21 protein-coding genes are annotated in these 20,895 nt (G+C 70.3%); 13 read left to right on the top strand and 8 right to left on the bottom strand.

All coding sequences use genetic code 11. The annotated features are described in order from the left end of the window. The first annotated feature begins 166 nt into the window (after positions 1–166). Positions 167–1,597 carry a short-chain fatty acyl-CoA regulator family protein gene (locus LCE31_RS00665; RefSeq protein ID WP_225011850.1) on the top strand — a complete coding sequence of 477 codons (1,431 nt, stop codon included), beginning with the start codon at positions 167–169 and terminating at the stop codon, positions 1,595–1,597. A gap of 263 nt (positions 1,598–1,860) precedes the next feature. On the opposite strand, the gene LCE31_RS00660 is transcribed toward LCE31_RS00665, so the two are convergent. After that, on the bottom strand, positions 1,861–2,559 hold the full coding sequence (locus tag LCE31_RS00660) for a GntR family transcriptional regulator (protein ID WP_225011848.1): 699 nt from the start codon (positions 2,557–2,559) through the stop codon (positions 1,861–1,863). A gap of 142 nt (positions 2,560–2,701) precedes the next feature. Here LCE31_RS00660 and LCE31_RS00655 point away from each other — a divergent pair, with 142 nt between their 5' ends. The 8 genes from LCE31_RS00655 (at position 2,702) to LCE31_RS00620 (ending at position 10,417) form a co-directional block, all read left to right on the top strand. After that, the gene (locus tag LCE31_RS00655; RefSeq protein WP_225011846.1) at positions 2,702–3,640 is read left to right on the top strand and encodes a cyclase family protein; all 939 of its coding nucleotides are present in this window, start codon (positions 2,702–2,704) and stop codon (positions 3,638–3,640) included. A 186-nt stretch (positions 3,641–3,826) separates the two neighbouring features. Then, entirely contained in the window at positions 3,827–5,149 is a 1,323-nt protein-coding gene (locus tag LCE31_RS00650; protein ID WP_225011844.1) for an MFS transporter, read from the top strand. Between the two features lie 85 nt (positions 5,150–5,234). Next, complete coding sequence (locus tag LCE31_RS00645) at positions 5,235–6,092, top strand: HpcH/HpaI aldolase family protein (RefSeq protein ID WP_225011842.1); 858 nt, start codon at positions 5,235–5,237, stop codon at positions 6,090–6,092. After that, on the top strand, positions 6,080–6,430 hold the full coding sequence (locus LCE31_RS00640; RefSeq protein WP_225011840.1) for a putative quinol monooxygenase: 351 nt from the start codon (positions 6,080–6,082) through the stop codon (positions 6,428–6,430). The genes LCE31_RS00645 and LCE31_RS00640 overlap by 13 nt, the downstream gene beginning before the upstream one ends. Continuing rightward, positions 6,427–7,812, top strand: coding sequence for an NAD-dependent succinate-semialdehyde dehydrogenase (locus tag LCE31_RS00635; protein ID WP_225011837.1), 1,386 nt, complete (start codon positions 6,427–6,429; stop codon positions 7,810–7,812). The genes LCE31_RS00640 and LCE31_RS00635 overlap by 4 nt, the downstream gene beginning before the upstream one ends. Beyond that, entirely contained in the window at positions 7,809–8,555 is a 747-nt protein-coding gene (locus LCE31_RS00630) for a cupin domain-containing protein (RefSeq protein WP_225011834.1), read from the top strand. Before LCE31_RS00635 ends, LCE31_RS00630 begins: the two co-directional genes overlap by 4 nt. Before the next feature lie 37 nt (positions 8,556–8,592). After that, complete coding sequence (locus LCE31_RS00625) at positions 8,593–9,321, top strand: SDR family oxidoreductase (RefSeq protein WP_225011833.1); 729 nt, start codon at positions 8,593–8,595, stop codon at positions 9,319–9,321. Between the two features lie 154 nt (positions 9,322–9,475). Beyond that, entirely contained in the window at positions 9,476–10,417 is a 942-nt protein-coding gene (locus LCE31_RS00620) for a LysR family transcriptional regulator (RefSeq protein WP_225011889.1), read from the top strand. 15 nt (positions 10,418–10,432) lie between these two features. Here LCE31_RS00620 and LCE31_RS00615 read toward each other — a convergent pair whose 3' ends face one another. From LCE31_RS00615 to LCE31_RS00585, 7 genes are all read right to left on the bottom strand, one after another. Further along, positions 10,433–11,779 (bottom strand): MFS transporter, encoded by a 1,347-nt coding sequence (locus tag LCE31_RS00615; protein WP_225011831.1) that lies wholly within the window; start codon positions 11,777–11,779, stop codon positions 10,433–10,435. 19 nt (positions 11,780–11,798) lie between these two features. Further along, the gene (locus LCE31_RS00610) at positions 11,799–12,770 is read right to left on the bottom strand and encodes an amidohydrolase family protein (RefSeq protein ID WP_225011829.1); all 972 of its coding nucleotides are present in this window, start codon (positions 12,768–12,770) and stop codon (positions 11,799–11,801) included. Between the two features lie 70 nt (positions 12,771–12,840). Beyond that, positions 12,841–13,932, bottom strand: coding sequence for a lactonase family protein (locus tag LCE31_RS00605; RefSeq protein WP_225011826.1), 1,092 nt, complete (start codon positions 13,930–13,932; stop codon positions 12,841–12,843). A gap of 70 nt (positions 13,933–14,002) precedes the next feature. Further along, positions 14,003–14,380, bottom strand: a complete 378-nt coding sequence (locus LCE31_RS00600; protein WP_225011824.1) for a nuclear transport factor 2 family protein — start codon at positions 14,378–14,380, stop codon at positions 14,003–14,005. A 272-nt stretch (positions 14,381–14,652) separates the two neighbouring features. After that, the gene (locus tag LCE31_RS00595; protein WP_225011820.1) at positions 14,653–15,063 is read right to left on the bottom strand and encodes a nuclear transport factor 2 family protein; all 411 of its coding nucleotides are present in this window, start codon (positions 15,061–15,063) and stop codon (positions 14,653–14,655) included. Between the two features lie 80 nt (positions 15,064–15,143). Next, the gene (locus LCE31_RS00590; protein WP_225011817.1) at positions 15,144–15,527 is read right to left on the bottom strand and encodes a nuclear transport factor 2 family protein; all 384 of its coding nucleotides are present in this window, start codon (positions 15,525–15,527) and stop codon (positions 15,144–15,146) included. 51 nt (positions 15,528–15,578) lie between these two features. After that, complete coding sequence (locus tag LCE31_RS00585; protein ID WP_225011815.1) at positions 15,579–16,253, bottom strand: RraA family protein; 675 nt, start codon at positions 16,251–16,253, stop codon at positions 15,579–15,581. Between the two features lie 1,336 nt (positions 16,254–17,589). Between LCE31_RS00585 and LCE31_RS00580 the strand changes: the two genes are divergently transcribed. From LCE31_RS00580 to LCE31_RS41070, 4 genes are all read left to right on the top strand, one after another. Continuing rightward, a complete protein-coding gene (locus LCE31_RS00580) occupies positions 17,590–18,501 on the top strand; it encodes an MBL fold metallo-hydrolase (protein WP_225011814.1) in 912 nt (303 codons plus the stop codon). Further along, positions 18,498–19,376, top strand: coding sequence for a helix-turn-helix transcriptional regulator (locus LCE31_RS00575; RefSeq protein WP_225011812.1), 879 nt, complete (start codon positions 18,498–18,500; stop codon positions 19,374–19,376). Before LCE31_RS00580 ends, LCE31_RS00575 begins: the two co-directional genes overlap by 4 nt. A gap of 123 nt (positions 19,377–19,499) precedes the next feature. Beyond that, positions 19,500–20,402: an NmrA family NAD(P)-binding protein gene (locus LCE31_RS00570; protein WP_225011811.1), complete on the top strand. Its 903-nt coding sequence runs from the start codon at positions 19,500–19,502 to the stop codon at positions 20,400–20,402. A 278-nt stretch (positions 20,403–20,680) separates the two neighbouring features. Continuing rightward, on the top strand, positions 20,681–20,875 hold the full coding sequence (locus LCE31_RS41070; RefSeq protein ID WP_225011810.1) for a hypothetical protein: 195 nt from the start codon (positions 20,681–20,683) through the stop codon (positions 20,873–20,875). Positions 20,876–20,895: the final 20 nt, after the last annotated feature.

Genomic DNA, 20,895 nt, shown 5'->3' with positions numbered 1-20,895 from the left:
CGGCGATGCGTCGTACGGGAACGAGCCTTCCCCGGCGGCCGGGCCGGCGCGACCGCTCCACAGTGCGGAATCCGGCCACGTGCGCGCTGCGAATCTGCGAATTCTGCGAAAGATGCGGATGCTACCTTCGCAACAGGCAGTGTGAGGAGAGGAGCCGGGGAAGCGCATGGGACGTTCCGCCGCGCGAAAGATCTACGCCCATGCCAAGCTGCGCAGACTCCGCCGTGAGCGAGGCATGAACCAGGTCGAGCTGGCGCGTGCGCTGGGTCTGTCGACCAGCTATCTCAACCAGATCGAACACAGCCTGCGGCCCCTGACCGCTCCGGTGCTCCTGCGGATCGCGGAGGTCTTCGGCGTCGACCCCGAGTTCTTCTCCGAGGCCGACGAGGAGCGGCTCGCCACCGATCTGCGAGTGGCCCTCGGGGACGAGGCGTGCGGCGTCCCGGTGCCCGCGGAGGAGGCCGTCGACGTGGCACGCGACCATCCCGAGGTGGCGCGGGCGCTCGTCGCCCTGCACCACCGGTACCGGGACGCCGCCGAGCGGGTCGCGGCCCTCGCGTCGCCCGAGGCGGGCGCCGCGCTGGTGCCCGCCGAGCCGCACGAGGAGGTGCGGGACTTCTTCTACTCCCACCACAACCACTTCGGAGCACTCGACACCGAGGCGGAGCGGACCGCGGAGAGCATGGGGCTCGGCAAGGCCGGCCGGGCGGCCGACGCGCTCACCGAGCGTCTCGCCGCCCGCCACCGGGTACGGGTCGTCCAGGCGGCACCCGAACGGGCCGCGGACGCACGGCGCTTCGACGCGGAACACCGGCTGCTCATGCTGTCGCCCTGGCTCAGCGAAGGCCAGCGCGCCTTCCAGCTGGGCACCCAACTCGCGCTCCTGGAGCACGCTCCGCTCCTGGACACACTGGTGGACTCCGCCGGACCCGCGTCGGCGCAGGCGGCGGGCCTCGCCCGGATCGGGCTCGCCACCTACTTCGCCGGCGCCCTGCTCATGCCGTACACCGTCTTCCACACCGCGGCCGAGGAACTGGGCTACGACATCGAGCTGCTCCAGGCCCGCTTCGGCGTGGGCTTCGAGACGGTGTGCCACCGGCTGTCCACCCTCCAGCGCACCGGCCACCGCGGGGTGCCCTTCTCGTTCCTGCGCGTCGACCGGGCCGGGAACATCTCCAAGCGGCAGTCGGCCAGTGACTTCCACTTCTCCCGGCTCGGCGGAACCTGTCCCCTCTGGACGGTGTACGAGGCGTTCACCGCGCCCGGGCGCATCCTCACCCAGGTCGCCGAAATGCCCGACGGGAAGCGGTACTTCTGGCTGGCACGCACGGTCACCCGCGGCGGCTTCGGCCATCGCGCACCGCGTGCGGATTTCGCCGTGGCACTCGGCTGCGAACTCCGCCACGCGCACCGCCTCGTGTACGCCGAGGGCATCGATCTCGACGATCCACGCTCCACCACCCCGATCGGGCTCGGCTGCCGCATCTGCGAACGACGGGACTGCGCCCAGCGTGCCCGGCCCCCGGCCGGCGGACAGCTGGCCGTCGACCCGGACCGGCGCACGCACGTGCCCTACCCGGTGATCGCGGACCGCTGAGCCCGCCGCTTCGGCACGGTGGACCCGGGGACTCGGTCAGCGATGCGTGAGCTCTGGGGGCGCTTCCCGGTGAGCGCTGGTCACCGCACCCACGCGCGGTCCGCGCCTCCGGCCATGCCCCGGGACGCGGCATGCTTCGCTCGGCGGCCACCACTGCGACGATCGGCACCGCCCGGCGGGCTCTTCCGACGCCGGCGGAGCGCGTACGGGGCCGTCCGACGCCGGCGGAGTGCGTACGGGGCCGCCGGCTCCCGCCCGGCCGATCACGCCTCGTCGAGGTCCTCGTTTCTCGCCGCCAGGTCCTGTTCGAGGAGCCCGACGAGTTCGCGGGCGCGCGAGATGTGCACCACCAGCAGAGCGGTGTAGCGGGCGAAGTCCCCCTGCCGCAGGGCGTCGAGCAGTTCGCGGTGCTCGGCCGCCGCCGCGCGGTCGCGAGCGGGGATGCGCTCGGACATGAGCACCCGGTAGGGCCGCTGCCGCTCCGCGACACGCTTGACCTCGTGGAAGAGGACCGGGCGGTTCGCCAGGCTCCAGAGGATCTCGTGGAACCGCTCGTCGAGTTCCACCCTGCGCCACACCGTCCCCGTGTCGATGAGGGATTCGATCTCACCGTTGATCTCGCGCAGCCGCTCGATGTCCTCCGCCGTGATGCGGTCGGCCGTCCTGGCGAGTTCGGCCTCCAGGGACTCCCGCAGCCAGCAGATGTCGGCCATCTCGTGCGGGGTCAGCTCGGTGACGAAGTGCCCCCGGTTGCGGTGGTGGATGAGGAGCTGTTCCGCCACGAGGATCTTGAACGCCTCACGGACCGGGACCCGCGACTGCCCGAGCGCCAGGGCGGTCTGGTCCTGGCGCAGATGCATGCCGGGCCTGAACTCCCCCACCGCGATCTTGTGGCGGATCTGGTTCGCGGCGTTCTGCACCTTGAGCCCATAGCCCCCGTCGACGGGTTCCTCACCTGACATCCCTGTCACCTCCGACTCGTTGACCGTCAGACTATGCGAGTTATACGCTCCCCAGATGACATGTTATGTCATCGATCAACCGCGAACGGGACGACCCGGCGAACCGGTGGATCGGCGAACCGCAGACAAGGACGGTGCCACATTGCCCCCCGCCACCCACCACGCGTTCAAGGCACTCGGCCGCCGCCTCAGCAACTGGGGCCGCTGGGGCGAGGACGATCAGCTCGGCACGGCGAACCTCCTCACCGACGAGACGCGCAGGGCGGCCTCCCGACTGATCCGCACCGGCCGGATCGTGGACCTCGGAATGCCCTTCGGCGACGAGGGGCCCCAGACCGGGGCCAACGGAAGGTTCAACCCGATCCACCGCATGACGCAGTTGCCGACGGACGGCGCGACGCCGAGCGGCCAGATCGTCTCCGACGACATGGTGGTCATGCCGCTCCAGTGCGCCACCCAGTGGGACAGCCTTGCCCACGTGGGGTACGACGGCCTGCTCTACAACGCCACGCCGGCCTCGGTGGTGACGGCCACCGCGGGGGCCTCCAGGAACTCCGCGGACCAGGTCGTCGGCCGCCTGATCGGCCGCGGCGTACTGCTCGACATCGCCCGGCTCAAAGGGGTCCCCAGCCTCGGCGCCTCGGAGGAGATCACCGCCGGCGACCTGGACGCGGCGGCGCGCACACAGGGTGTCGAAGTACGGTCCGGCGACATCCTGCTGGTCCGGACGGGCTGGTACCGCTATTTCCTCGACCCCTCGCTCGGTGTGCCCTACGTGAGCGACGCCGTGCCGGGGCTCGGAGTCTCCTGCTGCGAGTGGCTGCACGAACGGCAGGTGGCGGCCGTGGCCGCCGACAACCAGGCGGTCGAGGTCAAACCCAGCGTGGAGCCGGGGGCCGGGCTGCCGGTCCACATGGTCCTGATCCGTGATCTTGGCATGACCCTCGGTGAGATGTTCGACCTGGAGGAGCTGTCCGAGGTCTGCGCTTCGGAGGGCCGCTGGGACTTCTTCTTCAGTGGTCTCGGCCTGAAAATCAGCCGGTCCGTGGGCTCGCCCGTCTCCCCCTTGGCCATCATGTAGCGGACCCGAGATCCCTTCTGGCGAGCCGAGATCCCTTCCCCACTCGAAGATAATATGTTATTTCTTCCTGAGGAGGCGGGCAGAGCCTTCCCACAGCATGCGCGCCACGTGGCGCGGGGTTTCCCCCACCCCTGAGCACGCACGAGCCGCCGCTGGTCCAAAGGAGCACCAGTAAGGAGCAGCACCATGGATGCCGATCACAGCGCCGTGAAGGAGCCGGTCACCAGGCCCTCGGCCCGTGAGCAGTTCACGGTCTATCTGTCGGGCTACCTCGGCACCGCGATCGAGTGGTACGACTTCTACATCTACGGCGTCGCCTCGACGCTCATCTTTGCCAAGATCTTCTTCCCCGACGTGCCGTCCTGGCTGGGGATCATCGCCTCCTTCGGGACGTTCGCCACCGGCTACATCGTGCGCCCGATAGGCGCGGTCATCTGGGGGCACTACGGCGACCGCCTCGGGCGCAAGCGAGTGCTCGTGCTCACCGCCCTTCTGATGGGACTCTCCACCGTCCTCGTCGGCGCCATGCCGACGGCGGCTCAGGTCGGACTCGTCGCGCCCCTCCTGCTCGTCCTCCTGCGGGTGGTGCAGGGGCTCGCGGCGGCCGGCGAGTGGGGCGGCGCGTCGGTGATGACCTCCGAGTTCGCCAAGCCGCAGCAGCGCGGCCTGTGGGGCAGCATCTCCCAGCTCGGCTCGATCTCCGGCACCGTCATCGCCACCCTCGTCTTCACCTGGGTCGAGTCGATGCCGAAGGCCGCTTTCATGTCCTGGGGCTGGCGCGTGCCGTTCCTGGCCGCCGCGCTCCTCGTGGGCCTCGGCCTGTGGATGCGGTTCCGGCTGGAGGAGAGCCCGGTGTTCCGCGCCGCGCAGGGGCAGAAGGACCTGCACGCACGGGTACCGCTGCTTGAGCTGTTGCAGAAGAACAAGCGCGGCGTGGCCCAGGCGCTGCTCATCACCATCGGCCCCTTCACCGCCAGCTCCATCTTCCTCACGTTCTCGGTGACGTACGCCGTGCAGATCGGCTATGCGACGGACACCGTCCTGCACGCCGCGATCATCTGCCAGGCCGTCTCGATCCCCTGCATCCTTGCCTTCGGCGCGCTGTCGGACCGCGTGGGGCGCCGCCGTCTGTGCACGATCGGCGCGGTCCTGCTCGGCATCAGCGCGCTCACCGTCTTCCCACTGATCAACACCCACTCGTCGGCCGGGCTGTACGCAGGGTGGCTCTTCATGTACGTGTGCTGGTCGATGATCTTCTCGATCGCCCCCTCGTTCTACTCTGAACTGTTCCCGACCAACACCCGGTACACCGGTGTGTCCCTCGGCTGGCAGCTGTCGGGCGCCGTGGGCGGCGGCCTGACCCCGCTGATCGCCAGCTCGCTGCTGCTCGCCGCAGGCGGACCGCCGCACACCTGGCTGATCGGCCTCTTCGTCGCACTGACCTGTGTGGGAACACTCATCGGTGCGCTCCTGACACCCAAGGTCCGGCGGGTGGGCGAACTGGTGTGAGTTCCGCCCGGTCGTCCGCACGCCCGCCACCGCAGCGCCCTCTTTCCGCGCCGCTCTCCGAGTCGCCCTCAGGAAGGAACACAACATGACCCCCTCCCCATCACCGAACCTCCTCGCCACGCGCAACACAATGAAGGACAAGCTCTCCCGTGGAGAGCACGTCTTCGGCGTGTGGCTGGACTCGATGCGCACACCGGCCATCGTCCGCATCGCCGCCGCCGCGGGCTGTGACTACGTGTTCATCGACATGGAGCACTCAAGCCTGTCCTTCGAGACCGTCGGCGACCTGTGCGAGATGGCCAGGGCGTGCGGCGTCACCCCCGTCGTCCGGCCGTACTCGCTCGACTCCGGAGTCGTCGGCCGGGTCCTCGACATCGGCGCGATGGGCGTCATGTTCCACGACGTGACCACGCCGGAGGAGGTACGGCGCATGCGGGACGCGGCGCTCTACCCGCCCGCGGGCAACCGGGGTTCGACGGCGCAGTCGGCGGCCCAGGACTACCGGGGCGGCCCCGGAGCCCGGATCAAGGCCGCTGTGGACGACCAGGTGCTGATCGCCGCGCAGGTCGAGAGCGCCGAGGGGGTGGCGCGCCTCGACGAACTGCTGGCCGAGGGTGTCATCGGATTCGTCGAGATCGGGCGGGGCGACCTCTCCACGGATCTCGGCTTCCCCCTGGAGATACGCCATCCGGACGTCCTCGCGGCGATCGATTCCGTGATCGCGACGTGCGCACGCCACGGCGTGGCGTGCGGCTCGCTCTGCTCGTCCTTGGACGACGCCGCCGACCTGCTGGCGCGCGGAATGCGGTCCATTGTCTACCCCAACGAGCGCAACATTCTGCTCAGTTACTACCGGGACACGATGGAGTCCCTGCGGAGCCTGGCCGCCGAAGGGCCGACGGCAGGCGGGACGCCGACGGGAGGCGCCGCGTGTTCGTCGTGATCGTGTCCTTCCGCGCCCGCGAGGAGTTCCTCGACGAGGTGTGCCGCGAGATCGCCCGCAACGCGGAGGCCTCCGCCGCGGAACCGGGATGCCTCTCCTTCACCGTGCTGCGGGACCAGGGGGACCCGCAGGCGTTCGTGCTGTACGAGCAGTACCGCGACGAGCGGGCCTTCGCCGAGGAGCACCGCGCGACCCCCCACTTCGCCCGGTGGAAGACCGTGGAACGCCGGTGTGTGATCGACGGCAGCCGGTCGCTGCGCACCCTCGTGCCCCTGACGGACACGCCCGCGGGTGCCCGAGGCGCCTTCGAGGCGCCGGGGAACGGGGTGGGCGCGTGATAGCCACCGTCAACCCGGCGACGGGCGAGCGCGTACGGACCTACACCCCGCACACCGAGGCGGAGGTGGACCGCAGGGTGGAACGAGCCGTGACGGCCCAGAGCGCCTGGCGGCACACCCCCTTGGTCCGGCGCGTCGAACTGCTCAGGAGCATCGCCAGGGTGCTGCGGGCAGGCGCCGAGGACCACGCCAGGCTGATCACCCTGGAGATGGGCAAGCCCCTCGTCCAGGCACGCGCCGAGATCGAGAAGTGTGCGGTCACCCTGGACTACTACGCCCAGCACGCGCCGGCGTTCCTCGCGGACGAGGCAGTGGCGTCGGATGCCGCCGACAGCAGGGTCGTCTTCGAGCCTCTCGGTGTTGTGCTGGCCGTCATGCCGTGGAACTTCCCCTTCTGGCAGTTCTTCCGCTTCGCGGCGCCCGCGCTCGCCGCCGGCAACGCGGCCCTGCTCAAACACGCGGGCAACGTCCCGGGGTCCGCGCTCGCCATCGAGCAGGTGCTGGCGGCGGCCGGCGCGCCCGACGGTCTGGTCTCCGCTCTGCTGGTCGAGACCGAGGCGGTGGCCCCGCTCATCGACGACCCGCGCGTCGCCGCCGTCACTCTGACGGGGTCCACCCAGGCCGGCGCGACCGTGGCCGCCCGCGCGGCGGCCAGGGTCAAGAAGCAGGTGCTCGAACTCGGCGGCTCGGACCCGTTCGTCGTCCTCGCCGACGCCGACGTGCAGGAGGCGGCGAGTGCCGCGGTGGCGGCCCGTTTCACCAACGCGGGCCAGAGCTGTGTCAACGCCAAGCGGTTCCTCGTCCACGCCGCCGTCGCGGACGAGTTCGTCGAACACTTCACGGAACGGGCGCAGGCGCTGACGGTCGGCGATCCCTTCGAGCCCGCGACGACCGTCGGGCCCCTCGCCCGGCCCGACCTGCTGGCGGTCCTGCACGACCAGGTGCGCCGCAGTGTCACGGCCGGCGCCGTACTCCTCACCGGTGGTGAACTTCTGCCCGGCCCGGGCTCGTACTATCCGCCCACGGTCCTCGACCGGGTGGCGCCCGGCCACGCGGTGTTCGACCAGGAGACGTTCGGGCCTGTCGCGGCCATCACCCGGGTCGACGACGACAACGAGGCGGTCAGGCTGGCGAATCTGACCGAATTCGGGCTCGGCGCGTCGCTCTGGTCGTCGGACCCCGAGCGCGCCGAGCGGCTTGCCCGGCGGATCGACGCGGGCGCCGTGTTCGTCAACGGGATCGTCGCCTCGGACCCGCGGCTGCCCTTCGGCGGTGTCAAGGCGTCGGGCTACGGCCGTGAACTCGGCTCCTACGGCATCCGGGAGTTCGTCAACGTCAAGACACTGTGGATCGGATCGCGACAGGGCAAGGAGGCGGCATGACGACCGGGAGCACACGGGGGCGGCCCTTCCCCCCGGCCGTCCTGCGGCCGGGACAGCGGGCCGCGATCGACCGCGGCAACGGCGCGCGCACCACCCCGCTGGTCGACCGGGCCCTGGGAGCGACGGGGTTCCTCAACGGGATCACGGCCTTCGAGCCGGGCGCGGCGATCGGGCACCACCTGCACAACTGCCCTGAGAGCGTCATGGTCATCGAGGGCGAGGCGGTGGTGGACATCGACGGGCAGGAGACGCCGCTGCGCCCCTTCGACGTCACGTTCGTCCCCGCCAACATCCCCCACCACTTCCGCAACGCCTCGGCGTCCCGGCCGATGCGCATCTTCTGGACGTACGCCTCGGTGGACGCGACCCGGGCGCCCGCCGCGGGCGGGCCGGCGACGCGTATCGACGTGGAGCAGGAGACGGCGGGCGGCACCGGTCGCGACGGTGTGACGGAGTGCGTGGACCTGCATGTGCGGCCCGGCGCGGAGGACCGGTTCGAGGCCCGGGTCGCGGAGGCGGCCGCCCTGTTCCAACGGGCCGTCGGCTGCCGGTCGTTCGAACTGGTGCGGTCCGTCGAGGACGGCCTCGTCTATCACCTTCTCATCGAGTGGAGCACCCTCGACGACCACCTCGTCGGGTTCCGTACGAGCGAGGACTTCGCCCACTGGCGCGAACTCGTCATGCCGCTCTTGACCGCTCCCCCACAGGCGAGCCACGTGCGCCACATCCTGAAGTCCTTCTGACCACCGATCCACACAGCGAGCCCGCGAGGAGAACGAAATGAACACACTGCCAGAGGGGCACGTCGTCGCGATCACCGGTGCGAGTTCCGGCATCGGCGCCGCCACGGCGAGGCGCCTGGTGGCCGCCGGGGCGCGCGTCGTACTCGGCGCCCGCAGGCAGCAGCGGCTCGACGACCTCTGCCGTGAACTCGGCGACCGGGCCGTCGGCGTCACCATGGACGTACGGGACCCCGAGGCCGCCCGGGAACTGGTGGCGAAGGCCGTCGGGCACTTCGGCCGGCTCGACGTCCTCGTCGCCAACGCGGGCGTGGGGATGTACGGGGGCATCACCGACCACACCGACGAGGAACTCGCCGAGATGCTCGACGCCAATGTGGCGGGCACCGTGTGGCCGGTGCGCGCCGCGGTGCCGCACATGCGGGAGCGCGGCTCCGGGGACATCGTCGTCGTCAGCTCCGTGGCGGGCCTGGATGTACGAGCCAACGAGGCGGTCTACGGCGCGACCAAGCACGCGCAGATCGGGCTGGCGAAGGGCCTGGACAGGGAGCTGCACCGGTCGGGTATCCGGGTGACCGCGCTGTGCCCGGGCGGGGTGGTCACCGAGTTCGCGATGGCGCCGGGGGCCGGGCGTACGCCGCGGTCCCCCGAACTCGCCGACATGCTGCGGGCAGAGGACGTCGCCGAGTCGATCCTGACGGTGCTCGCCCAGCCCAGGGGTGTGCGCACGCTCGTGCACAAGCTGCGGGGGCTGTCGGAGGAGGACTGAGCGTCCGTCGGCAAGCGGTGACGCGTGGGGGCCGGCCGGGGAGTGTCCCGGTTCGGCCCCCGCGGACGCCCCGGCACCGCGGCTTGAACCGGTGTGTTGTCATAATCGGGCGGGAATCGGGCGGACGGGAAGGGACGGCGCCGCCGTGCAGACGATGTGGATAGAGGCGTTCCTCGCGGTCGTGGAAGTCGGCGGGTTCTCCGCCGCGGCCGGTCACCTCTACCGCTCGCAGGGGCGGGTGAGCAGTTACATCACCGCGCTCGAACGGGAGCTCGGCGTGCGGCTGTTCGACCGCCACCAGCGTCCCACCCGGCTCACCTCGGAGGGCGAGGCGTTCCTCCCGCACGCCAGGGCCCTGCTCGACGAGCTGGCCGCGGGCCGCCACGCTGCCCTGGAGGTGAAGGGGCTCGCACGGGGGGACGTCGCCGTCGCCACCTACCCGAGCGCCGGGTCCGAGTACCTGCCGCACGTGCTCAAGAACTTCGCCCGGGACTACCAGAACATCGAGGTCAAACTGGTTGAGCGACGCATCCGTGGCCTCGACCAGGTACTCGACTCCGACGAGGCGTCGATCGCCATCCGCCCGACGGTTCCGCCGCCGATGTGCCGCACGCCCCTCCATGCCCAGCCGCTGTGGCGGGAGCCGATGTGCCTGGTGGTCGCCGAGGACCACGCGCTGTCCCGCAGTGGAGCCGTGGAGGCGGTGGATTTGGCGGACCAGCCGTTGATCATCGGGGGCCGCAACAGCGAGGACGCGGAGATCACCCGGCTGCTCTCGGCGGTCGGGGTCACCCCGCGGATCAAGTACATCTCCAACCAGCCGCAGTCGATCGTCGCGATGGCCAGAGAGGGGCTGGCCTGCGGGATCATCAACCTGATGGCGCTCCGCAGCGTCCGGCTCGACGGTGTGGCCGTCGTGCCCGTGGCCTCCGGCATCAGCCGGGAGGTCGCGGTGTACTGGACCGCGGCCGTGGAACCGTCGGCAGCGGCGACGGCGCTGCTCAGGACGGTGCTGCTGACCCCGCCCCCGCAGCAGGTGGTGGATCTGCGGGGCGCCGCGCACCGCCGCCACCCCACGGTGTTCCCGCCGTTGTGAGTCGCGGCGCCCGTCTCACGCGCCCCCGCCGCCGTGCGGTTGCCCACTCCGCGCCGTCTCCGCACTGCTGGAGAGCGACTCGGCCGTTGTGCGTCGCCGGCCCCTGCCGACGAGCAGCACGACGACCACGCCGAGCACACCGGTGCAGGCGATGCCGAGCATGCCGACGCTGAAGCTGCCCGTCGCGTCCTTGGCCGAACCCATCGCGTAAGGGCTGACGAAGCCCGCCAGGTTGCCGATGGAATTGATGACGGCGACCCCGCCTGCCGCCGCCGCACCGGTCAGGAAGGTCATCGACAGCGTCCAGAAGACGGGCTGCATGGCGTAGAGGCCGAACATCACGGCGCAGAGGCACACCATCTTCGGCACGGCGCCCGGCACCCAGACCGCGCCCACGATCCCGAGGGCCGCGACTGCGAGGGGGACGGCCGTGTGCATCCGCCGCTCTCCCGTTCGGTCCGAGTGCCTGCTCCACAGCACCATGCCGATGGCCGCCACCAGGTAGGGAACGGCCGTGGTCAGAGTGACGCCCACGTCCGACCGTACGCCGAAGCCCTGGATGATCTGCGGCAGGAAGACCCCCACGCCCGTGTTGATCGAGCAGATGGCGACATCGACCACAGCCAGGGCGAGGATGCGGGGGTGGGTGAGAGCCCTGAGGACCGTGACGTGTCCTGTGCCGGCCTTCGCCTGTATCCGCTCCGCCTCCAGACGGCCGACGAGCCAGGTGCGCTGGTCGTCCGGGAGCCAGCGCGCGTCCTTCGGGGAGTCGGAGAGGTAGAAGAACGTGACGACGCCGAGCACGAGGGCCGGTACCGCCTCCACGATGTAGACCCACTGCCACCCCCGCAGCCCCAGCGAACCGTCGAGAGACAGCAGTGCGCCCGACAGGGGCGCGCCGACGACCACGGAGAGCGGCACGGACACCATGAAGAGGCTGATGATGCGGGCGCGGTGGGCGGCCGGGAACCAGAGGCCGAGGTAGAAGATGACTCCGGGGAAGAACCCGGCCTCCGCCGCGCCCAGCAGAACCCTGACGGTGTAGAAGCTCGCCTCGCCCCTGACGAGCACCATGGCGCCGGAGACCAGCCCCCACGTCACCATGATCCGGGCGATCCAGCGGCTCGCGCCGACACGCGCCAGCATCAGGTTGGAGGGCACCTCGAAGAGGAAGTAGGTGAGGAAGAAGGCACCCGCCCCGAAGCCGAAGGCCCCGGCCGTCAGCCCCAGGTCCCGGTTCATCTGCAGAGCCGCGAAGCTGAGGTTCGTCCGGTCGAGATAGGAAACGAAATAGCAGAGGAGCAGAAAGGGAACGAGCCTCTTGCTCAGGCGGCGCATGGTGCGCTGTTCGATCTCCGTCATTTTCCCGTCCTGTCCTGAGTCATTCGCGGGGAATCGCGTAGAAGTCCCGCGCCGTGTCGTGGAAGAGGCTCCGCTTCTCGGCGGGCGTGCCGTCGGCGACCGCGAGCTTGTAGCAGTTCCACACGTCCCGGTAGGTGAGGAAGTCCCGCGTCACGGGGAAATTGCTCTCGAACATGCACCGCTGGGGACCGAAGAGCTCAACGCAGGTCTCCACGATCGGCCGTGCGGCGCGGGCGAGTTCCTCCGGGTCGATGGCGGACGCCTTCTCGAACCCGAACCCGAAGACCGGCATGAAGAAGCCGCCGAGCTTCATGTGCACGTTCGGCAGTGCGGCCAGCGCCTTGAGTGCTGTCCGCCACTCGGCGAACGCCTCGTCGCGCCGGGCCGCGTACGAGCCCATGCCGATGGGGCCGCCCGCGTGGTTGACGACGACAGGTGTCTCGGGGTGGGCGGCGGCGAGGGAGAGAAGGTCCCCGAGCTGGGGATGGTAGAGCCAGGCGTCGAAGCTCAGGCCGTACCCGGCCAGACGGGCGTAGCCGGCGCGGAAGCGCTCGTCGCGCAGCATGCCGACCGGCGCGAGCTGCTTGACCTCGGGGTCGTGTGCGGCGATGTGCCGCACGCCCTTCAGCCGGCCGTTGCCCGCGGCGACCAGGCCGTCGAGGACCCGGTCGACCTCGGCGCCGAGCATCAGGTCGGCGAAGCCGACGATGGAGGAGCAGAAGCGGACCGGCCCGTAGCGGCCGCTCGCGGCCATCGCGGCGATTCCGTTGGCGAACTCCACCTCTCCCACGGGACGCAGGGGCTCAGGACCGTCCGCGCGGTGGAACGATCCGCATTCGATGTAGACGGTCGCCCGCACGTCGTGTCCGCTGCTCAGGTCGGCCACCAGATCGTCGAGCATGTACCGCCCCGCGGCGCCGTGCCAGAGGTGGTGGTGCGGATCGATGATCGGCAGGCTGTGATCGACGACGGTTCCGGAGTGGACGTTCACACGGTTCTCCTGGGGTGCGATGGCCGCTGTCGACGTCCGCGCCACCGGTGGGCGCCGGCCGGGCCGGTGTTCAGAGGAAGGCGACGGCGGACGGGCTCGGTGTCGCCACGGTGTGCGTCGCCGACAGCTCGCCGGTCACCGCGTCGATCGCGAACTCGACGATGGAGTCGCTCTGTTCGTTGGCGACGAACAACCGGGTCCCGTCGGGCGAGAGCGCCATGAAACGGGGTTCGGCGCCGTTGCTCGGAACCCAACCGCCGAGGACCGGGCGGTCGCCGCTGTCGTCCAGGGAGAACCGGGCCACCAGGTCGGCGCCGCGGTGGGAGAGGTAGAGGAAGCGGCCGGACGGATCGACCACGATCTCGGCGGCGGTGCTGTGGCCGAAGAAGGAGTCGGGCAGCGCGGGCACCACGTGCAGAGGCGACAGCACTCCGGCCGCCGCGTCCCAGGCGAGCGACACGACCATGGAGTCGATCTCGGTGACGACGTAGGCGCGTGGCAGCACCGGGTGGAAGGCGATGTGCCGCGGCCCCGAGCCGGGCCGCAGAAGAGCCTGGCTGACGACCGTCAGTTCACCGGTACTGTCCTCGGGGCGGAGCACGAACACCCGGTCGAGTCCTTTGTCGGGGACGAGGAGGAACCGCCCCGCCGGGTCCATGACCGTGTCATGGGGGTGCGACGAGGTCTGCTCGACGCGGTGGGGCCCGGCCGGGCCGGGAAGGGCCAGGCAGTGGGTGGCGTCCGCCGGGCTGCCGTCGGACGCCACGGGCAGTGTCGATACGCTGCCGTCGGCGTAGTCGGCCACGAAGAGGAACCGCTTCGACGGGTGCAGCGCTACCGCGACGCCGTTGCGGCCGGCCGAGCGGGCCCGGCCGAGCGGGGCGATCGCACCGGTGGCCGGGTCGACGGTGTAGGCGCTCACGACATCGTCGTCGCCGTGGGCCGCGTAGACCACGCCCCGTTCCGGATCGGCCCGGAGGAAGGAGGGGTTGACGATGCCGTCGAGCCGGTGGGCGGCCCGCCAGGGCGCGCCGTCGCGGTGGAACACACGGATTCCGGTGCCGCGTGCTTTTCTCTCCGCTGTGGTGAAGCATCCGACGACCGCCAGCGGGCCGCGGTCGGGACCGTCCTTCCGGTTCGGTGTCGCGCTGTCGTCGCTCATCTGGCGCCTCGCAGTGGTGTTGGGCCGTGGGTGAGGGGCAGCGGTCCTGCCCCTCGGGGTCTTCGGACCGCTACAGCGGCTGCCGGGTGGCCTGACGTGCCGTCAGACGCCAGCCGGTGTCCTCGTGTGCCCACACCAGGACGTGGTGGATGCGCATGGTGAAGGAGGGGACACCGGGCGGCTCGGCCACCATGTCGACCACGCCGATGGTGACGGCGCCGCCGCCAGAGGCGCTGGTGTGCCCCGTGATGCGGGTGATGGCGCCGTGGGCGTGGCGGCCGGACTCGACGCCTTCCAGATACTGGGCCTTGGTCTCCACGAGGCCGGTGGTGTGGACGAACCGCTTGAGGCGGTCCGACATGATCTCGTTCAGCGCGGCGACGTCGGACGCCGTCTGGGCCAGGAAGAACGCGTCTTCCCTGGCGCGCACCTGCGCGATACTGTCCATGTTCGTCTCCCGGTGTGCCCGGGGCCGTTCCGCGGACTGCGGCGCCCCGGGCTGCGGCTCGTGTGTGGTGACGGGTGTGTGGTGGTGTGCCGGTGTGTGGTGGTGTGCCGGTGTGCGCGGACGGAAGAAGGGTCCTGCGCGAGCACTCGGAAGTGGGACGGGGCAGGCTGGGACACGGCGCGGCAGCCACCACGATGCGGCCGCCGCGCTCAAGAGCCGGTCCTACGGCGGGTGTTACGACAGCCGGCCAGAGCTACGGCAACCGGCCGGAGTTACGGCCGCGCCGCCGTTGTCTGCCTGAGCAGGAGGCGCCATGTGCCTTCTTCCGCGCCCCAGACCAGTGTCTGTTCAAGGCGTGTGACGGCGGCAGGACCCCGTGCAGGGTCCGCCACGTCGACGGTTCCCGTGGTGACCGCAAGGTCCCCGTGCACCGCGGTACCGCCGTTGAGCCTGCGAACGCGACCGGGCCTGTAGACACCGCTCAGGCGGCCGAGGAGGTATTCCCGCCCGGTGTCGGCGAATCCCGTGTGATGAATGTGTACGAGCCGTTCGGACAGCAGCTCGCCGAGCCTCGCTGAGAGGTTTTCGCCGCGTGGCTCCGCGAGCGCTTCGTACAGGAGCTCCTCCCTCTCCTCGACGATCCGGACGGTCTCCTGTTCCGCCGCCCCAGCCGATGCGGTCATGGCCTCACTCCCGTCCTGAGTCCTGGATGGTGGATGCTGCGTGTCTTGTGGTGCGTGTGCCGAGTGGAACGCATGGGCTGTCACACCGGGATGCGTGTGGCATGGCGCACCAGGAGGCGCCAGACGCCGTCCTCCTTGACCCACACCAGGGTCTGACGGATACGGATGCTGAACGGCTCTCCGTGCGCGGTGTCGATCATGTCGATGAGGCCACGGGTGACGGCGGTCCGGCCGAGAATCCGGGTGTGGCCCCGTACGGTCGTGGTCGGCCCGTGGCGGTGTACGCCGTGCCGCTGGCCCGCAATGTTCTCCGCCTTGCTCTCGGCGATGCCCGTCGAGTGGACATAGGTCACGTCCTCCGAGAAGAGGTCCTCGAAGGCGTCGGTGTCACCGGTCGCGAGAGCGTCGTACAGCGCTTCCTCGCGGCGTGCGATCAGGGCACGTTCCGTGCTGTCGTCGGACATGGCGCGTCACTTCCGGTTCGTGGGAAGGGGGCTGGGCCCGGGCGGGCCCGGTCAGCCCCGAGGGGTCTTCTTCTTCGCGACCTGCTGCTCGATCTCCCGTACGCCGCCACCATTCGCGATGAGCCGCCCGACGGCCTCCTCGATCTCGATGATGTCCTCGATCTCGTGGAGGACATCGGCCGCGCGCTCCGCCGGGATCACGACGACACCGTCGTCGTCGCCCAGGACGATGTCGCCGGGCCTCACCTGGGCACCGCCGCAGCTGATCGCCACGTCGAACGCCTGCGGCTCCACCTCGATCGGGGGCCGGACCCCGGCTCCACGGGAGAAGAGGGGCATGCCGAGCGCGCGCTGTCCCGCGCGGTCCCGCGTCTTGGAGTCGGTGACGATCCCCGCGACGCCCGAGCGATGCGCGAACGTCGCCATGTTGTCGCCGAGCAGGTTGTCGTGAGTGCCGCCCGCGCCCATGACCAGGACCTCGCCCCCGGCGATCCTGGACAGCAGCTCGTACATGCTGGCGTCGAGCTTTCCGGACCGCCGCGTCGGCCCGAAGGCGAGGGTACGGGCACGGCCGGCGACACGGCTGCCGGCCGCGAGCGGCAGGATTTCGTCCATCCAGCCGCTCAGTCCGAGGCGGAGAAACGCGTCCGTCACCAGGCTCGTCGGAATATCTCGAAATCGCGCGAGAATTTCATCGCCTATCTTCTCCTGCGTGCTTTCCGGCATCTTTCACCTCATGGCATCGATATGACTTGGCGGCATCGCACGGTGCGTGCGGGTGTTCCCCGGCAGCGCAAACGGCAGCCCGCATCCCCGGTGTTCACGCGATCGCATGGTTCCGCAATCCCGTGTGAAGGCGATCACTGACAAGGACGTTAAATGTTTGTTGCGAGAGGGTCAACGCCGGAATTCAGGTCATCTCCATCCGGAAAGCGGATAGTCCTTGCAGGCGCTCCGGCTCGTACGGAACCGGCGTGGAGAAGGACGGAAGCCATGGGCCCGGCAGACGGGGGGAAGCCGGTACCGCCGGTGCGTCCAGCGAGTGGGTCGCCTCCGGCATCCGGGATCGGCGAGAACCCGTTCGACAGAATGCGCGTCTGGAGACGTCTGGAGGAGTGGATGCCTGCCGGAGTCCAGAGCTCGGCCGCGGCGTTCACGGCACCGGGCGGACAGCACCAGTTCGGCCAACTCCCGACGTGGCGTCACCCAGATCGCTTGGACACACGACGTGCGTCATGGCCCAGGTGCGGCGACGGACGTTCGCTCACAGCCGTGCCCAGTCCGTGCAGGTCTCTCTCTACTAGCGCACGCACGGTACCGAGAACCGGCCGGCACGGCCCGGTAGCGGTCCCGCTCAGCCCAGGAAGCTCAGCCGCGCCTGACGCTCGAAGTTGTCCACCTTCGTCTCCACCAACATCCGTTGGGACAACCCCCAGCGTGGTCTCGCCCGGACGTCTACACGCGACAGCGAGGCGCGCCATGCCGAGGTGCCCGGGTCTGTCTCCACGAGCCGTCCCACATGAAGATCACCGAATCAGACCGAACGGCCCTTCCTGCACCGCCACGCATGCCGTTCGTGCGTCTGCGGCCCTAAACCGTCAGTGCGCCACCAGTCCCACCACAGGCAGACTGATGGGCCGGAACGGTGGATCAGTCGCCTGCTGAGCAGCACGGAGTACGGGCCTTGTGGCTCAGTGACGGGTCGGCCAGGCCCGACCAGTGGAAGCGGGTGCACGCCGAACACCGCGTTTCGGCCCGTGACCGCTGGCGACGAACCCCGGCCGAGCTCGCGCAGCCGTCCCTCACCGACCAACCACACGCACGTCTGGGGGCTGGTCGCCGCAGCATCCGGGGGCGGCGGCATTGAGGGCCGCGGGCTGAGCCGGCCCCCCGCGACGACAACAACACCGCGAAGTTCTCCACCGTCGTCCGCGACCGGGAACACAGAGATGACGCCCGGAAGCGGGGCTTTTCGGACTCGGCGCTCCGGTCCGCATGGCCGGCCGCTGCCTATCCACCACGTGGGCAGGCAGGCTCACGCCCGCCTTCGCATACTGAAAACATGCGCTCCACAGAACACTCCGCACCGCCTGGTTTCACCCGGACAGGTGTGGGTTCATCGACGGTGACCACTCTCTACGACGGCGCGCTGCCGATCTTCTCGTCGGACATGCACGGGGAATCCCCGAAGCGGATCACCGAGCTCCTCGCGGACGGCTTCCTTCCCCCGGAGGGCGATCTGCTCACGGCGGTGAACGTCTTCCTGTTCGACGCCGGTGGCCGCACGGTCCTGGTCGACGCCGGAGCGGGCACGTCGCTCGGCCCCGGCACCGGCCACCTCCTGACGAGCCTGCGCGCCTCGGGAACCGCGCCGGAAGACATCGACGATGTCCTCATCACGCACATGCATCCGGACCACGCCTTCGGCCTGCTCACGACGGGTGGCGATGCGGCGTTCCCGAACGCCACCGTGCACGTCGCACGCGCGGACCTGGACCACTGGCTGAACGACACGATCGAGGCCGGCGCGGAGGGCGTGCAGGCCCAGATCCATCGATGGGGCAGGGAGGCGCTGGCGCCGTACCGCGCCGGCGGGCAGGTATCCGGCTTCGCCTACGGCGACCAGCCGGTGCCGCAGGTGACCGCTGTGGACCTGCACGGGCACACACCAGGCCACACCGGATACCTCCTGAGCGGCGCCGACGGAATGAATGCGAGCGAGTCGGTGCTGTTCTGGGGAGACACGGTGCACAGTCACACGGTCCAGCTGCGTGCGCCGCGTGTGGCGATGGAGATCGACAGCGACCGGCCGACGGCTCGCACATCCCGGGCCCGGATTCTCGATGAGCTTCGCGCACGGCGCTGGGCCGTCGCGGGCGCCCATCTGCCGTTCCCCGGCATCGGGCATCTGCGTTTCCACGACGACGAGGCAACATGGATTCCGATCCCGTATCGACCACTGGAGGCGGCGTGAAAGCCGACGCGACCAGCTCCTCCGCCGAGGTGCGCGATGGGGGGCTGGGCGCGTTCCTGCGCTCCCGCCGCGCGGCGCTCACGCCGCAGGACGCGGACGTGGCGCCCTCCTACGGCGACGACCGCCGGGTCCCCGGGCTGCGCCGTGAGGAACTCGCCGGGCTCGCCGGTCTCAGCGTCACCTACTACACGCGGCTCGAACAAGGCGAACGGCACGAGGTCTCCGACGGGGTCCTGGGCTCTCTGGCGCGCGCCCTGCGTCTGACCCGGGACGAGCGCGCCCACCTGTATCGCCTGGCGCGCACCCTGCCGCCCGCGGTCGCGATCGACGGACCGGACCGGGTGCGCCGACCGGTCCTCGACCTGATCGCCTCCAGCACCGCCGCCGTCCTGCTGGTCGGGCGCCGCGGCGACATCCTCGCCGGCAACGCGCTCGGCCACGGTCTCTGGTGTCTCACGCCAGAGGAGATCGCGGCGATCGGAACGGAGCGGGGACCGAACCAGGTCGGACGCGTGTTCCTCGATCCCGCCTCCCGATCGCTGTTCGCCGACTGGGAAAAGCAGGCCGAAGACCTCGCCTCCTACCTGCGGCTGGCGAGCGCGGAACGGCCGGACGACCTCTCTCTGCACCGGCTTGTCGCCGAACTCGCCGACGGCAGCGAGGACTTCGCCCGGATCTGGCAGGAGCACCCGGTCCGGGACTGCATGCACACCGTGCGCCGCTACCGTCACCCCCTGGTCGGCGACCTGGAATTGAACGAAGAGATCCTCCGTCTCCCCGACGACCCCGGCCAACGCCTCATCATCAGCGCCGCCGAGCCGTCATCGCCCTCGGCCGAACGGCTGCGGCTGCTCGGGGCGCTCTCTGCGGACTGATCCCCGCGCGACCCCGCTCCGGCAAGTGCTGTGTCAGGGGCCGCGCCTCCGCGCTCCTGATTTCCCCGGCGAGTCGTCGCCGAGCCCACTCCGTGGGAAGCCCACAGCGAAAGGACGTGCTGGATGATCGTCGTCGTCTCTGCCACGAGCAACACCGGATCAGCAGTCGCCGACTCTCTGCTCGCCCACGGCCACCCGGTGCGGGCCCTCGGCCGCAACGCGGAGCGGCTGCGCACGTACGGCGACCGCGGCGCGGAGGTCGCGGCGGTGCCGCACGGGAGTGCCGATGAGCTGCACGCCGGCTTCCGCGGCGCACGTGCCGCGTTCGTCATGCTCGCACCCGGATTGATCCCCGACAGCACGGACTACGCCGCGCACCAGCGCCGAACCATCAGCGCGCTACGCGGGGCCCTCACCGACACGCCCGGGCTGGAACGCGTAGTCACTCTCAGCGGCTGGGCGGCCAACTACGACGGCGCCCGCGGGCCGGTCTGGGGACTGCGACGCCTCGAAGAGGCGGTGGACACGATCCCGGGCGTGGCAGCCTTCCACTTGCGCGCCGGATGGTTCATGGAGAACACGCTGCCGATGATCGCCGAGATCGAGGACACCGGTGTCTCCCACGGCCTCATCCCCGCAGATCTGCCCCTGCCCGCCATCGCGACCGAGGACATCGGGACCGTGGCCGCGGAGATCCTCGCCGGAGACAGGACCCCGTCCACGAGGGTCCTGGAGCTGCCCGGCCCGGCGGACATCACGCTGGCCGAGGTGACGGCCACGATCGGCCGCCACCTCAGCGACCCGCGAGCACGCTATGAACGCGTCGACGCGCCGACGATGCGTGCCGGCCTGCTCACGGCCGGCTTCTCCGCGCATATGGCGGACGGAACGGTCGGCATGACCGAGGACGTCGCCGAAGGGCGCATCCGCATGCTCCGCCCGCGCGACCGCTCGACAAGAACCCGCACCACGTTCGACGCATTCCTCTCCCGCCGCCTCGGCCCGGCGACCGGGACCCGACGATGACACCGCTCCGCGCGACCTGTCCCGATGCTGCGAACCGGTCGCCGTTCGGACCAGTGTGGACTCGCCACTCCCATGGGGGCCGACGACGCCCACCACCTGCCCGCTGGACACCCACCTCCAGCTCCACGCCCCGCAACACCGGCGTACGGTCCAGCCGGACATGTACCTGCTCGACGGTCAGCCCCATACCGCATCCAAGCCCTTGTTCCGCCGGAGAAGCCAGAGGAAGAAGGGGCCTGCGGTGGTTCGCGCCCGTGGAGAGCGGGACGAGGTGGGGGATGATCAGGCCCACAACCGAGCTGAAGCCGCTCACCGCTCATGGGGTCTACGGCCGCCGCCTCTTCCGCCATGTAGAGCGCGGACAGCGGCGGGAAGGGGGAGGCAAGTTGGCGAGCCCAGTGGTGCACGCGCACAAAGGCGCCGTCGATCCCCATGTCCTCCGCCGCCCGCGCCAGGTCGAGGTCCGCAGGTGAGTCGGGTTGTCGGGTGGGCG

The sequence above is a fragment of the Streptomyces sp. 8L genome (genome assembly GCF_020176795.1).
Lineage (GTDB): Bacteria > Actinomycetota > Actinomycetes > Streptomycetales > Streptomycetaceae > Streptomyces.
This window is presented reverse-complemented; position numbering and strand designations above follow the sequence as displayed.

Coding starts and splice junctions, on each gene's coding strand:
- LCE31_RS00615 (WP_225011831.1), bottom strand. CDS start 11,779: ATGACGGAGATCGAACAGCGCACCATGCGCCGCCTGAGCAAGAGGCTC.
- LCE31_RS00590 (WP_225011817.1), bottom strand. CDS start 15,527: ATGTCCGACGACAGCACGGAACGTGCCCTGATCGCACGCCGCGAGGAA.
- LCE31_RS00665 (WP_225011850.1), top strand. CDS start 167: ATGGGACGTTCCGCCGCGCGAAAGATCTACGCCCATGCCAAGCTGCGC.
- LCE31_RS00625 (WP_225011833.1), top strand. CDS start 8,593: ATGAACACACTGCCAGAGGGGCACGTCGTCGCGATCACCGGTGCGAGT.
- LCE31_RS00620 (WP_225011889.1), top strand. CDS start 9,476: ATGTGGATAGAGGCGTTCCTCGCGGTCGTGGAAGTCGGCGGGTTCTCC.
- LCE31_RS00645 (WP_225011842.1), top strand. CDS start 5,235: ATGACCCCCTCCCCATCACCGAACCTCCTCGCCACGCGCAACACAATG.
- LCE31_RS00650 (WP_225011844.1), top strand. CDS start 3,827: ATGGATGCCGATCACAGCGCCGTGAAGGAGCCGGTCACCAGGCCCTCG.
- LCE31_RS00570 (WP_225011811.1), top strand. CDS start 19,500: ATGATCGTCGTCGTCTCTGCCACGAGCAACACCGGATCAGCAGTCGCC.
- LCE31_RS00630 (WP_225011834.1), top strand. CDS start 7,809: ATGACGACCGGGAGCACACGGGGGCGGCCCTTCCCCCCGGCCGTCCTG.
- LCE31_RS00595 (WP_225011820.1), bottom strand. CDS start 15,063: ATGACCGCATCGGCTGGGGCGGCGGAACAGGAGACCGTCCGGATCGTC.
- LCE31_RS00605 (WP_225011826.1), bottom strand. CDS start 13,932: ATGAGCGACGACAGCGCGACACCGAACCGGAAGGACGGTCCCGACCGC.
- LCE31_RS41070 (WP_225011810.1), top strand. CDS start 20,681: ATGATCAGGCCCACAACCGAGCTGAAGCCGCTCACCGCTCATGGGGTC.
- LCE31_RS00585 (WP_225011815.1), bottom strand. CDS start 16,253: ATGCCGGAAAGCACGCAGGAGAAGATAGGCGATGAAATTCTCGCGCGA.
- LCE31_RS00600 (WP_225011824.1), bottom strand. CDS start 14,380: ATGGACAGTATCGCGCAGGTGCGCGCCAGGGAAGACGCGTTCTTCCTG.
- LCE31_RS00580 (WP_225011814.1), top strand. CDS start 17,590: ATGCGCTCCACAGAACACTCCGCACCGCCTGGTTTCACCCGGACAGGT.
- LCE31_RS00660 (WP_225011848.1), bottom strand. CDS start 2,559: ATGTCAGGTGAGGAACCCGTCGACGGGGGCTATGGGCTCAAGGTGCAG.